A 13,056-nucleotide genomic window follows, 5' to 3' on the forward strand; every position below is an offset into this window, starting at 1 on the left:
GATCAACCGGCGCCGGACCCGGGCCGGGGTTGCGCGGCCAGCCAGTCCCGGAACCGGGGCATCGGCCGGCCAACGGCGGCGGCGACCTTGGAAACATCGAGCGTCACGTCTGCGGGGCGGGGAAACCCCTGGAAGTTCTTCAGGGACGTCCGACGGATTCGGGGTTGCAGGTCCGGATGCCGTGCGGCGAGCAGGTCGCCCATCTCCCATCGCGACATCCGTTCGCTGCCCGCAACATGGTAGATCCCTCGCGCCCCGGCGCGGACCAGGTCGAGGACTGCCCGGGCGGTTTCCGGTGCAGCGATGGGTGCCCGGAATTCGTCGTCGAACAGTGGGACCTCCCGTCCCGATTTCCAGGCATTGCGGAGTTCCTCATCGAACCCCCGGTCGCCGGTCGGCGAATCGCCGGCGTTGACCGAGGTGCGGATCACCAGGTGAGCGGGATGGGTTTGGACGATGGCCTCGGCGGCCGCCTTGGTCTCGCCGTAAACCAGGAGCGGGCGGGGGGTGTCCTCTTCGCGGTAGTTTCCGGTCGTCCCGTCAAACACGAGGTCGGTGGAGAAGAAGACGAACAGGAGTTCCGCCGACAGGCGGATGAGCCGCCGTGGGACTTCGACGTTCAGTTCACGGGCGCGTGCGGGGTCTGCCTGACACGCCGGCGACCGGCTCAGGGCGGCGCAATGAAGGACGATGCCCGGCTGGTCCTGCTGGAAGCGACGCGCCACCGCCCCGGTGTCGGTGAGGTCGAGGTCCGGACGGGCGAGCGGAAGGATGCGGCGCCCGGGCAGGGCGCGTGCCGCCAACCGGGCGAGGTGGGACCCGATGAGTCCGCCGGCGCCGGTGATCCAGACTGCGGACGTGGCGGCATCCATGAGGGGGCGACGACCTCGGAAGGCTGGAGTCAGAGCTCCTGGATGCGGACGTTGCGGAACATCACGGGATCATTGTGGCCGGCGAACCCGAAATGCCCGCGGGTCCGGTCCTTGCCCGGGTGCGGGCTGTTGGCCATGAACTCGGCAATGCCGGCCAGGTCGGTGTCGAGGATGACGAATCCGTTCAACTCCACCCGGATCTTCGAGCCCTTCACGGTGACCTCTTGGAAGTTCCATTCGCCAGCGGGGCGCTGGAACCCGCGTGCGGCGGCGGCCATGCCGTAGGCCGATCCATGGGTTTGCCGCGGATCGAGCTTCGAACCGGTCACGGCTTCATAGTGGTCGTCAAGCACCTGGAGCTCGCACATCCCCGCATAGGCGGTATCACCCTGGCCCGGATAGCGGATGGCCAGCCCGTTGTTGCCGCCGGGAGGCACCTTGAATTCGAGGCGGACCACGAAATCGCCGTAGTCCTTCGCGGTGAAAATGGTGCCGCCCTTCTGCTCCTTGCACCGGATCGCGCCGTCCACGATTTCGTAGTTGTCGAGGGGGCCGGCCCAGCCGGTGAAGTCGCGTCCGTTGAAGACCGGCTCGAAACGCGCCGCACCCGGTTCGGAGAGGATTCGCGTGGCCTCATCCGGGGGGATTTCGCGGATGAAGGCGTTGCGCCAGCGGATCTCGCCGCCGTGGGTTTGGAGCTGGATCGGCCCGGTCACCGGGACCGGCTGCGAGCGGTCGTAGTAATTTTCGAGGACCGCGTGCTCCACCACGGGTTGTCCGTTGAGCCACACGCTCACCCGCGAACCCACCATGCGAATGCGGAACGAATTCCATTCGCCGAAGGGTTTGTCGGCCTTGACGAGGGGGTCCTTGCCCGGGGCGCCCGGGGAATTGTTCCAGAGGCCGCCGGAACCCTTGTCCGCCCCGATGTTGAACTTCTCCTTTTCCGTCGAATCCCAGATCTGCACCTGCGGCACGCCACGGAGGTAGATTCCGGAGTCGGCCAGCGGCACGGTGCGGTAGTCAATCAGCAGCTCGAAATCCCCGTAGTCCTTCTCGGTGGTGGCATATGCCCCGAAGCCGTCATTCACCAGTTCGCCATTTTCGAAGTACCAGTGCGGTTTGCCGGTCTTCGGATTGATCTCGTTCATGGAGGCGGTCCACTTCGCAATCAGGGCCTCGCGTTCCGCGGGGGGCAGCGCCAGCAGTTTGCGATGGTCGTAGGTGTCGCCACCGCGAAACCCCGTCAGGTCCCGGCCATTGAACAACGGGGTGAAGCCGGGCGGCGGCTGCTGCTGGGGCTGGGCTGTGGACTGCAGGGGGGTGATGGCCAGCGCCAGCGCGGCAAGGAGGAGGCCGGTGATGACGGAGCGCGAGGTGGCGGGAGAACGCAGGTGCATGATGCGAGGAAATCGTTGCGGACTCACGGCATGCTGCAAGTGCGAATTCCCGGGGAATCCGGAGGCCGTTGGTTCGGGTCCCTCCGGGTTTGGACCCGGTTGCGCTTGCGATTCCGCGCCAGATTGATTGGGTCGCCGCGCGACGTGCGATTGATCCGCCATTCTGAACCGACCGGGCCGCCCCCACCGCTGCCGAGGGAACTTCGGCGGTTGCTGCAGCAGACTTCGCGATCCTTTTACCTGACCCTCGGGGTTCTGCCCCGATCGGTCCGTCCCATCATCGGACTCGCCTACCTGCTCGCGCGGACGACGGATACCCTCGCCGACTCCGGACGGATCCCGATGCCGCAGCGGCTTGAAGCACTGTCCCGGCTGCGCGAACGCATCCTGGGTCGCCGGGTGGAGCGCTGCGATTTCTCGGATCTTGCGGACGCCCTCCCGGATGGAACACCGACGGCGGAGCGTCAGCTGCTGTTGCAGATCGAAGAGGCCGTCGGATGCCTGGTGCGACAGGCTCCCGACGATCGCGAGGAGATCCGCCGGGTACTGGACATCATCACCGGGGGTCAGGAGCTCGATCTGAAACGCTTTGGGGACCGCCCGGGGGAGATCGGCTGCCTGAACTCCGAGGCGGAGCTGGACGACTACACCTACCGGGTGGCGGGTTGTGTGGGCGAGTTCTGGACCCGGGTGACCCGGCGACGCTGTTTTCCGGCGGCAGTGATGGACGACCGGCTGTTCCTTGAGGATGGGATTCGCCTCGGCCGCGGACTGCAACTGGTGAACATCCTCCGGGATCTGCCCCGGGACCTACGGAACGGCCGCTGCTATCTGCCGGCCTCCGACCTGCAGGCGGCTGGCCTGACCCCGGGGGATCTGCTCGATCCGGCGGCGGGGGCGGCGTTGCGCCCAATCCATGAGGCCTGGTGCGTCCGGGCCCTTGGCCATCTGGAGGCCGGCTGGCGCTACACCAACACGCTGCCGCGCTCCCGGTACCGGCTGCGCCTGGCGTGCGCGTGGCCTGTGCTGTTGGGCATCCGCACCCTGCGCCGACTTCGTGCCGGACCCATTCTGGATCCGGAGCAGCGAATCAAGGTGCCGCGCCCGGAGGTCCGTGCGGTGCTGCTCGGATCCCTCTGGAAGTTGCCGTTTCCGAAGGCCTGGAAGGCCCAGTGGGAGGATGGCGTGCGGTGACCTACGGCTGGCGTGTACTGCGATCGGCCATCCAATACACGTCGCGTTTCAGGTCCGGCTTGTTCCCGATGGGGATGTTGAGTGCCAGCAGGACCCCCCTGCGCACCGGACGTCGGAACTCCGCCGAGAGCCATTTCTTGATCTCCGAGTGGCCGTCGGCGAAGGCGAACCCGGCGGCGCCGTTGTGGTAGGCGGCGGGATAGTCCACGAGTTGGCGCATGCTGTCGGGATTGCCCTCCACGAACCCCTGCATATCCACCACGAAGTATCCGTCGTTGATCGAGTCCTCACGTTCGTCGAGCAGGACGAAGGTCTGGGCGGGTCCAGGAACCTGGATGTCGGATTCGCGCAGATACACCCTCCAGCGGGGTCCGGAGGCGCTCCACGGGGGCCCGCCGACCCAGTTGTTCATGGACATGCTGCGGATTCTCGGCACCCGACGCCGCTCCCGGGTGTTGAACGCCATCGTGTAGTCGGCCGGGCAATGCCAGATGCCGAGCGACCCGCCGCAGTAGGGCCAGAGGACGCTCTTCCTCGTGTAGGCATCGTGATCCCAGTTGTTGGGGTCATTCTCGCGGGCGCGGGTGTTGTCGAGCCAGCTGCCGCCCGTCCAGTTGGGCACGACGCCGCCCCCGGGCGGGTTCCAGTTGGCGGCACCGACCAACCGGTCGCCGTTGTCGCCGGAATACAGCTTCCAAGCCAGCATGAGCTGGCGCGAGTTGTTCATGCAGGAGATGCCCTGCGCCTTGGTTTTCGCCTTGCCGAGCGCAGGCAGGAGCATGCCCGCAAGGATCGCGATGATGGCGATCACCACGAGGAGTTCGATGAGGGTGAATCCGGAATGACGAGACCTCCGGAGCCTGGAATCCGACGGTGAAGGGGAGTGCATGACTGGAGCGACGGGAGTTCGTGTAGGAGTCAACGCAAACAGTTGGAGGTTGGCAAGAGGAATCCTGATTTCACCGCGGACGGCACGTTCTGACGTCAAGGGGGCGGGGGGGTGGTGGAGGAGGAGTTCGCCGGCCCCGACGCGTCCGGCATCCCGGACGCGGCACGAAATACGGACGCGGGGTCCCCGACAAAATCAGCCAGCATGTCGGGCAGGAGTTCCTCAGGGACCGGCAGGTATTTGCCGGTGGCTTCGGCGAGCAGTGTGCCTTCGGGATCCACGAGGGTGGCGCTGGCGAGGAACAGCCGGTCCCGGCGGTTTGCGGTGAGTTCGCCCCGGGCGGTGACTTCGACGTCCGGCCGGGTGGGGCGCTGATAGCGGACCGAGAGTTCGGCGCAGTAGGTCATCCGGCCGCTGGCCACACCGACCGCCCAGACCATGATTTCGTCGAGTGCGGTGGCCACCAGGCCGCCGTGAACGGTTCCCGGGAAGCCGCACCAGTCCGGTCGGAACCGGAACCGGGACACGGCGGCCTGGTGCTCGCGCAAGACCTGGAGGGCGAAGCCTCCCTGATTTTCAAGGCCGCAGACGAAACAGTGACGCGTGTTGGGAAGCGGGATCATCGCGCGGAGGATGGGCCGGGTCCGGCGGCGGCGGCGAGTGCAAGCTCGGGGTCGGGGACGCGCCAGGAGGCGCGGTGACGGGGCGGTTGAATGGCCGGGATGTTCCGTGGAGAGTGGTCCTGCGGTGCATTATCCGATCAAGGACCTGACGCAGGCGCTGCTGGCGAGCTACCGGCGGCATGGCGGCATCAATCACCTCGATGGGGCCAACCTCCCGTCGCGGGCCGGTGTGGTCGCCGTGACCCTGGACCTGTTGCGGCTGTTGTTTCCCGGTTTCTTCGACGAGCAGGTGGCGCATTCCTCGGAGCTGCAGGCCGAGACGGCGTTGCGGCTGGATTCCGTGGCGGGACGGCTGGAAGACGAGATCTACAAGTGCCTGGGCTGCTTTGGGTGTCCGGAGGGTTCGGACCGCGACCCGCGTCCGGCGGCGCACGAGGCGGCGATCCGGTTTTTGCTACAGCTTCCCGCGGTGCGGGAATTGTTGCAGACGGACGTGGAGGCGGCCTTTGCCGGGGATCCTGCGGCGCGGACGCGCGAGGAAGTCATCGTGGCGTACCCGTTCATCGAGGCCATTGCGGTTCATCGGATGGCCCATGTGCTGCATGGGCAGGGCGTGCCGCTGCTGCCGCGGATCATGAGCGAGTGGGCCCACAGCCGCACCGGCATGGACATCCACCCTGGCGCCCGGATTGGCTCCCATTTCTTTGTGGATCACTGCACGGGGACGGTGATCGGCGAGTCGGCCGAGCTGGGACACCATGTGAAGCTCTACCAGGGGGTGGGACTGGTGGCGCGGTCCCTGGCCGCCGGGCAGGCGCTGCGGGGAACCAAGCGGCACCCCACCCTGGAGGACCATGTGACGATCTACGCCAATGCGACGATCGTGGGCGGCGACACCGTGATCGGACACGACAGCACCATCGGGGCGAATGTGTTCCTGATGGAAAGCGTGCCACCGCAGAGCCTGGTCCTCATGGAGGACGTCCGGGTGCGGGTGATGAACAAACGGGACCGGGGGGTGTCTGTGGACTTCCAGATCTGAGCCGGACCCCGGGGAGTCCTCATGGACTTGGTGTCGTGCCGTCGGGCAATTGCGCTTGCACCGTGGCGTCGCGCCGCCTTTCTTTCCGCCGCCGATCGTCAACGTGTGAAGGAACTGCGTCAGCTTTGGGAGTCCCTGCCGGACCGGGCGGCCCTCGGGGTCGCGCTGGCGTCGTGGTGTGTGCTGTTTCACCTGATGGGCAACTCGTCCTTCGGCTATGTGAACAATCCGTCCATGTTCGGGTGGCTCACGGGCTGGTACCAGCTGAAGTCGGTGGGTGAGATGGGCGACGAACTGGCGCCGTTCGTGCCGTTCCTGGTGCTGGCCCTGATGTACCTGCGCCGGGCCGAGTTGGCCGCAGTGCCCAAGCGTCCCTGGAGCCCGGCGCTGGTGCTGGTGGCGTCCGGCCTGCTGCTGCACTGCATCGGGTATGTCGGCCAGCAGGTGCGCCTGTCCGTCGTCGGGTTCATCGTCGGGAGTTGGGGACTGATGGGGGTGTTCTGGGGGCCGGCATGGTTGCGTGCGACCCTGTTTCCGTGGTTTCTCCTGATCTTCGCCATCCCGATTGCGACGTATCTCGACGGCCCGACGTTTCATTTGAGGCTGCTGTCCACGCGTCTGTCGGTGGATTTCTGCAATTCCGTGCTGGGGCTGGATCTTCTGCGGAAGGGGACTTCGGTGTTTCACAACCCCGGCAATGGCGCCGCCGGGTTTCAGTTCGATGTGGCCGCCGCGTGCAGCGGCATGCGCAGCGCCAGTGTGGTGTTGCTGCTGTCGGTGGTGTACGCCTTCATGAATTTCCATTCGGTCTGGCGCCGGGCGCTCCTGATTGCCTCCTCGGTGCCGTTCGCCCTTGCCGGCAATGTGGTCCGCCTCGTGGTGGTCTTCACGGTGGGCGAGGCCTTTGGGGAGGCGGCGGGGAAGATGATCGAGACCCATTTCGGTTTCATCACCTACCTGGGCGCCCTCGGGTGTTTGTTCACCCTGGGCTGGATGCTTCGGGAACGGGCGGATTCTGGAGGACCCCCGCCCGCGTCGAGTGCCGCTCCGGAGGCGTCGGCGCCGGACACCCCGCCAACGGCATCCCGTTCCCCAGCATGAACCGCGGTTCCCTGGTCCTCCTCGCCATCGCCGTGGCGCTGATGGGCGGCACCTTCGCCCTGCTGGTGCGCGTGCGGGATCGTCAAACCCTGGGGGCGCCCGCCGTGCGACTGGTTCCCATGCCATTGATCTCCGCCGACGGCCGCATCACCCGCACCAATTCAGTGTTCCTGCCGACCCTGATTCCCGGATTCGAAGCACGGCCGGGGGTGATCACCGACCAGGAGCTTGCGGGGCTGCCTCCGGACACCTCGTTCGGGCGGCAGATCTACCGGTCACAGGACGATGACTTCACCGCGCAGGTTTCGGTCGTGCTGATGGGCCGGGACCGGACGAGCATCCATCAACCGGATTTTTGTCTGACGGGGGCGGGCTGGATGATCCAGAACAAGCGGTACGACACCATTCCCCTGGCAGACGGACGGCAGTTGCCCGTGCGGCGATTTGATGCGGTGTTCGACCACAAGGGGCCCGACGGCCTGCCGCGGCGGACGGCGGGGGTGTATGTGTTCTGGTTTGCGGCGGACGGCGAGGTCACGGCCAGCCAGGCGGAGCGCACGCTGCTCCTGATGCGCGAACTGGTCACCGAGGGGGTGTTGCAACGCTGGTCGTACGCCTCGTACTTCGCCCAATGTGTGCCGGGGGACGAGGAGGCCACCTATGCCCGGTTGAAGGCGCTGATCGTGGCGAGCGTGCCCCAGTTCCAGAGGTTCGACGTCGCGGCGAATCCCTAGCCCGGAAGCGTCGCCCACATGCTGCTGCGGCGGGCCGCAATGCCCGCCTGACGGCCGTGGCCCCGCGACCTGCGACAGGCAGGCGAACCCGGCAGGCCCGGCTTGGAATTGCCCCCGCCGCCCTGGCAAGCGGCTGTCGCTGCGGCTTGCGGCGGGAGGTTGTGAAGGATCCGGATCAGCCGGGGCGGTGGAAACCGAAAGCTTTCTGGCTACCTATTTCCCGGCCGAACCGGCAGGATTTGCGGGTCATGCTCCGCGGTCAGCGGCAACTCTATGCAAAGCTCCAAAAGCTGCTGGATGCGGTGTTGTTTGGGGGCGCGCTGATCCTGGCCCACTGGATTCGGTCGCTGCCGGCCCTGGACCCGAGTGACAAGATTGACCCCCTGAGCGCCTATCTGTGGCTGCTGGCGGTGGTGGTGCCCCTGACCCCCCCGGCCCTCGAGCTTCAGGGGTTTTACTCGCGACCCCTGCTGCATTCCCGGCGGCAGACTTTCTGGCATCTCCTCAAGGGGGCGGCCTGGATCACCGTTGCACTGATCACCGCCCTGTTCATCCGCAAGACCGAGGGAGCCCGCGGGGTCCTGCTTTTGTTCCTTCCGCTGTCGGTCTGCCTGGTGTTCTTGAAGGAGGAACTGGTCCGTTGGTGGGCCATCTCGCGTTTGGGCCGCAACGCCCTCCGCAAGCGCGTCATCGTGCTCGGCCAGCCCGGGGACACGTCTGGAGTCGAGCGCCTGGTGGCCTCGGTTTCCGCCGGGCAGTTTCAGATCATCGCCCGGGTGAACCTGGCGGACACGCCGCCGGCGCGCCTGGCCGAGATGCTGCACGAGACCTCCGCCAACGCCGTACTGGTCATCCCCCGGCAGGTGATGTTCAGCGAGATTGAACAGTCCATCCTGGCGTGCGAGTTGGAGGGGGTCGAGGTGTGGCTGCTGGCCGACTTCTTCCAGACCCGGCTGTCCCAAACGTCGGTGGATGAACTGGCCGGCCATCCGGTGCTGGTGTTCCGGACGGGTCCGGACGCCTCCTGGCAGGCGCTGGTGAAATCGGGCATGGATTTTGTCGGCGCGTTGCTCCTGCTGGTGCTGCTGGCGGTTCCATTGCTGGTGGTGGCTCTGCTGGTGTGGCTGACCTCGCCCGGTCCCGTGCTGTTCCGCCAGCAGCGTGCCGGGCTCAATGGCAGCCCGTTCACGATGCTCAAGTTCCGGACCATGGTGACCAATGCCGAGCAGCTCAAACGGGAAATCGAACAGCTCAACGAGATGTCCGGACCGGTCTTCAAGGTCACGAACGACCCCCGGGTGACGCCGCTGGGGCGGTTTTTGCGCCGGTGGTCGGTGGATGAGCTGCCCCAGTTGATCAACGTGCTGCGCGGCGACATGAGCCTGGTCGGGCCGCGTCCGCTGCCGCTGGACGAGGTCCGGCGCTTTGATGACCCGGCACACCGGCGGCGCCTCAGCGTCAAGCCGGGGCTGACGTGTCTGTGGCAGGTGAGCGGGCGCAACGAGGTTCGCGACTTCAAGGAATGGGTGCGGCTGGATCTCGAATACATTGACAACTGGTCCCTCTGGCTGGACCTGAAGATCCTCCTCCGCACCGTCCCCGCCGTCTTCACCGGCGCCGGGGCCAAATGAGCGCGGACCCACTAACCCCGATGTTCAGCCCTCACGCCCCGACTGCGGGCGGCGGGATCTCCGACGTTCTCCCATGAAATCCCCCTCCAACAAATCCCGGGGCACGGCCCGGAAACCGACCTCCGTGGTCACCGGCGGCGCCGGGTTCCTCGGGTCGCACCTTGTGGATCTCCTGCTGTCCGAGGGCCACCGTGTGGTCCTCATTGACAACCTGATCACCGGCAGCACGGACAACATCGCGCATCTTGCGGGCCACGCGGACTTGCGCTTCATCAAGCAGGATGTCACCGAGTTCCTGTTTCTCGACGGCCCGGTGGACTACGTGTGGCATTTTGCCTCGCCAGCGAGCCCGGTGGACTACCTGGAGCTGCCGATCCAGACGCTCAAGGTGGGGTCGCTGGGCACTCACAAGGCGCTCGGCCTTGCGAAGGCCAAGGGCGCCCGGTTTTTGCTGACCTCCACCTCCGAGATTTACGGGGATCCGTTGGTGCATCCCCAGGCGGAGTCCTATTGGGGCAACGTCAACACCATCGGACCCCGGGGCTGCTACGACGAGTCCAAGCGGTTTGCGGAGGCGCTGGTGATGGCGTACCACCGCGAGCACGGTGTGGACACCCGGATTGTGCGCATCTTCAACACCTACGGTCCCCGCATGCGGTTGCACGATGGGCGGGTCGTTCCCGCGTTCATCAGCCAGGCCCTGCTGCACCGCCCGATCACCCTCTTCGGGGACGGCACCCAGACCCGGAGTTTCTGCTATGTCTCGGACCTGATCGAGGGCATCCACCGGCTGATGATGTGCAAGGCCAGGGATGCCCATCTGCCGACCAACATTGGCAATCCCGTCGAGATGACGATGGCGGAGTTCGCGCGCGAGATCCTCCGGGCCACGGGATCCCCGTCGCGGATCGTGCATCGTCCGTTGCCCCAGGATGACCCGAAGCAGCGGCGTCCGGATATCACCCGCGCCCGGCGCCTGCTGGGCTGGGAGCCGGTCGTCACCCTGCCGGACGGCTTGACCAGCACGATCGAGTACTTTCGCGACCGCTTGAAGACCGGGCCGTCCGCGTCCCGACGTTCCCCCTGAAACTTTTTCTTTGACTTCAGGTGTTCACGGCCATAAACCCAGTGCAGATCACCACCACGAACCTCTGCATCCAAAATCAGCAATGGCCAACATCCCCCGCATCTCCGAAACCGAATGGGAAATCATGCGCATCGTCTGGGCGCAGGCGCCGGTGACGGCGGCCGACATCATCGCCGAGTTGGTGAAGTCGGATCCGACCTGGCACCCCGTGACGGCCAAGACGTTGCTGAACCGGTTGGTCCGCAAGGGAGCCTTGGGCTTTGAGCAGCAGGGCCGCGCGTACCTCTACAAGCCTCTCGTGGACGAGCGCAGCTGCGTGAACGCCGTCAGTTCCTCCTTCCTTGACCGGGTTTTCGGAGGCTCCCTGAGCACGATGGTGGCGCATTTTGTGGAGAACCGGAAGCTGAACGCCAAGCAGGTGAGGGAGTTGCGAAAGGCGGTCGAAGGACGTTAGCCTGCGGATTCGGCTTGGCCCGAGCGATGCTTTCCTTCAGGCCATGGATTCCCCCGTCGTCGCCGAGTTTCTTGGCCATCTCGTCCGGGCCTCGTGGCAGGCTTCCATCCTTGCCGGGGTGGTCTGGCTGGTGATCCGGCTGCTTGGGGACCAGCTTGATGCCGGTTGGCGGTGCCGTTTGTGGATGCTGGTGATCGTCCGGCTGGCATGGCCGGTCTCGCTCCCCAGCTCGGTCAGCGTCTTCAACCTCTTTGAGGTGCCCTGGATCATGGACCGCGGGGAGCCGGATCCCGGGACCGGCGAACCGGGACTGCTGCCGCTCCTCCGGTTCCTGGAAATGCCGGCGGTGCAATGGGTGTGGGTGGCAGTTGCCGGGGTGCTGGGGCTTCGGATGCTCGGGGCGGCGGCGTGGACCTGGTGGGTGCAGCGCACGGCGCGTCCGCTCGACTCATGGGACACCTGGTGGCTGCTGCAGAATTGCAAGGCGGCGGCGGACTGCCGGATACCGGTCTCGGTGCTCGAGTCCCGGAGGGTTCAGGCGCCCTGCGTGCTGGGCCTGGTGCGTCCCCGGCTGATTCTGCCCTGCGGCCTCGCCGGCGAGCTGGACCGGGAGGAGCTTCGACTGGTGTTTCTCCACGAGCTTGCGCACCTCAGCCGTCGCGACCTTGCAATGAACTGGCTCCTGGCGGCGGTTGAGACGATCCACTGGTTCAATCCCATCGCCTGGCACATCACCCGGCAGCTTCGTGCGGATCGGGAGGAGGATTGCGATGCGCGGGCCCTGGAGTCGGAGCCCGGCTCCGGCCGGCGATACGGAGAGGTGATCTTGAAGCTCCTCGACCGGGTGGGTGCGCCGGCGGATCCGGTATCGCCGGAGATGAGCACCCCGATGCTTGGCGATGAGGAGGCCGACATCCAGCCGTTGCTGCATCGGATCCACGCGATCCGGCGCTTTCGTCCGGGGGCCCGGACCCGCGTCGTCGGTTTTTGTTCCTGGCTGGCCGTGGCCCTTGTCGGCCTCACCGATCCCGAGCCGGCTCACCGGTGGAATTCCGAAGACGGCGACCAGGCTTCCGGGCCCCTGCTCGCCGCTGGCCATCGTGCCAGCGCGGTGCCGATGAACGCGCTTCATCGCGGGTGGCCCCTGTGAACTTGGGGTTGACGGGGCGTGTATTTCTGCAGTTACTGTCCTCAAGCGGGTGAACGAATGGAGGCGTTTTCCGGGCGGATTTCGTTGCGGTGTCCAGACGGGCCGCAAGGGATCGGGCCGGGGTCGCTCCGGGAAGGGACTGGTGGATGCAGGGCATCTCTCTTTCAGACTCGCCAGCCCAGCGACGCCATGACCAAAGACCAGCTCTCCCCGGAGTCTCTCAACGATCGGCCGATTCGCTTCATTCTCGATGACGAGGGCCGGTCCGGCGTGATCCATGCATTCCGGACCACCGGTGCCGTCCGGATCACCATTCTCGCCGAATTCCTCGTTGCGCCGAACCGGGTCCGGCACGCGTTCGTGTTGCTCCAGCCGTGCCAGTGGGAAAAGATTGAGCCCGACCCTGAGTCCAAGGACGGTTTGGTGCTCCGCGAGCGTCTGCGGTCCCCGGCGACCGCTTCGTGTGTCTGAGGTCCGCGGGCGCGGCGCGCGATGCGCGTCCAACCTCAGGGTCGGGGGAATCGCGGCGGGCAGGCGATCAGTCGCCTTCGGGGAGACGGTCCGACACCCCGGCGGCTCTCAGCATCCGAGGCGTGCCCGCCGGACTTTGGTGGCCTTCCGAGCCGTCCGCGTTTCCAGGCCGTTGGGCCCTTCCGCAGCCAGGCTTGTTTCCAGCGGAACGACGTGGTCTCGCTCACGTCGCATCGCCGCGCGACTTCCGCCTGGGTCAACCCCTTCGCGAGCAGTTCCATGCCGCGCCGACGGCGCCGCTCCAGTTGGGTGAAGTTCCGGCGGGTGGCCCGCCAGCGATGATTTCGATGTGCATTCACACCGGTAGCATAGCGTTCCCGGTGCCAATCTCGAATTCTTAGCATTGCG

The 13,056-nt window shown here is 66.3% G+C and carries 14 protein-coding genes; 9 read left to right on the top strand and 5 right to left on the bottom strand.

Annotated elements, in window-relative coordinates:
* Positions 1-2: 2 nt before the first annotated feature.
* The gene (locus KF791_05735) at positions 3-872 is read right to left on the bottom strand and encodes an SDR family oxidoreductase (GenBank protein ID MBX3732076.1); all 870 of its coding nucleotides are present in this window, start codon (positions 870-872) and stop codon (positions 3-5) included.
* A gap of 29 nt (positions 873-901) precedes the next feature.
* Positions 902-2,272: a DUF1080 domain-containing protein gene (locus KF791_05740; GenBank protein MBX3732077.1), complete on the bottom strand. Its 1,371-nt coding sequence runs from the start codon at positions 2,270-2,272 to the stop codon at positions 902-904.
* A gap of 144 nt (positions 2,273-2,416) precedes the next feature.
* Here KF791_05740 and KF791_05745 point away from each other — a divergent pair, with 144 nt between their 5' ends.
* The gene (locus KF791_05745) at positions 2,417-3,466 is read left to right on the top strand and encodes a squalene/phytoene synthase family protein (GenBank protein MBX3732078.1); all 1,050 of its coding nucleotides are present in this window, start codon (positions 2,417-2,419) and stop codon (positions 3,464-3,466) included.
* 1 nt (position 3,467) lies between these two features.
* Here KF791_05745 and KF791_05750 read toward each other — a convergent pair whose 3' ends face one another.
* Both KF791_05750 and KF791_05755 read right to left on the bottom strand, forming a co-directional pair.
* Positions 3,468-4,355, bottom strand: coding sequence for a type II secretion system protein (locus KF791_05750; protein ID MBX3732079.1), 888 nt, complete (start codon positions 4,353-4,355; stop codon positions 3,468-3,470).
* A 95-nt stretch (positions 4,356-4,450) separates the two neighbouring features.
* A complete protein-coding gene (locus KF791_05755; GenBank protein MBX3732080.1) occupies positions 4,451-4,978 on the bottom strand; it encodes a PaaI family thioesterase in 528 nt (175 codons plus the stop codon).
* A gap of 10 nt (positions 4,979-4,988) precedes the next feature.
* Between KF791_05755 and KF791_05760 the strand changes: the two genes are divergently transcribed.
* The 8 genes from KF791_05760 to KF791_05795 all read left to right on the top strand — a co-directional run bounded on the left by KF791_05760 (position 4,989) and on the right by KF791_05795 (position 12,648).
* Positions 4,989-6,020 carry a serine acetyltransferase gene (locus KF791_05760; GenBank protein MBX3732081.1) on the top strand — a complete coding sequence of 344 codons (1,032 nt, stop codon included), beginning with the start codon at positions 4,989-4,991 and terminating at the stop codon, positions 6,018-6,020.
* 105 nt (positions 6,021-6,125) lie between these two features.
* Positions 6,126-7,121 carry an exosortase/archaeosortase family protein gene (locus KF791_05765; GenBank protein ID MBX3732082.1) on the top strand — a complete coding sequence of 332 codons (996 nt, stop codon included), beginning with the start codon at positions 6,126-6,128 and terminating at the stop codon, positions 7,119-7,121.
* Entirely contained in the window at positions 7,118-7,855 is a 738-nt protein-coding gene (locus KF791_05770) for an exosortase-associated EpsI family protein (protein MBX3732083.1), read from the top strand. Before KF791_05765 ends, KF791_05770 begins: the two co-directional genes overlap by 4 nt.
* 248 nt (positions 7,856-8,103) lie before the next feature.
* Positions 8,104-9,486 (top strand): sugar transferase, encoded by a 1,383-nt coding sequence (locus KF791_05775; protein MBX3732084.1) that lies wholly within the window; start codon positions 8,104-8,106, stop codon positions 9,484-9,486.
* 73 nt (positions 9,487-9,559) lie between these two features.
* Entirely contained in the window at positions 9,560-10,573 is a 1,014-nt protein-coding gene (locus KF791_05780) for an SDR family oxidoreductase (protein ID MBX3732085.1), read from the top strand.
* Positions 10,574-10,655: 82 nt separating this feature from the next.
* Complete coding sequence (locus KF791_05785) at positions 10,656-11,027, top strand: BlaI/MecI/CopY family transcriptional regulator (protein ID MBX3732086.1); 372 nt, start codon at positions 10,656-10,658, stop codon at positions 11,025-11,027.
* A 43-nt stretch (positions 11,028-11,070) separates the two neighbouring features.
* Positions 11,071-12,177 (top strand): M56 family metallopeptidase, encoded by a 1,107-nt coding sequence (locus KF791_05790; protein MBX3732087.1) that lies wholly within the window; start codon positions 11,071-11,073, stop codon positions 12,175-12,177.
* Positions 12,178-12,366: 189 nt separating this feature from the next.
* Positions 12,367-12,648 (top strand): hypothetical protein, encoded by a 282-nt coding sequence (locus tag KF791_05795; protein MBX3732088.1) that lies wholly within the window; start codon positions 12,367-12,369, stop codon positions 12,646-12,648.
* A gap of 35 nt (positions 12,649-12,683) precedes the next feature.
* On the opposite strand, the gene KF791_05800 is transcribed toward KF791_05795, so the two are convergent.
* On the bottom strand, positions 12,684-13,007 hold the full coding sequence (locus KF791_05800; GenBank protein MBX3732089.1) for a helix-turn-helix domain-containing protein: 324 nt from the start codon (positions 13,005-13,007) through the stop codon (positions 12,684-12,686).
* Positions 13,008-13,056: the final 49 nt, after the last annotated feature.

The organism is Verrucomicrobiia bacterium, assembly GCA_019634635.1.
In the GTDB taxonomy this organism is placed as follows: Bacteria; Verrucomicrobiota; Verrucomicrobiia; order Limisphaerales; family UBA9464; genus UBA9464.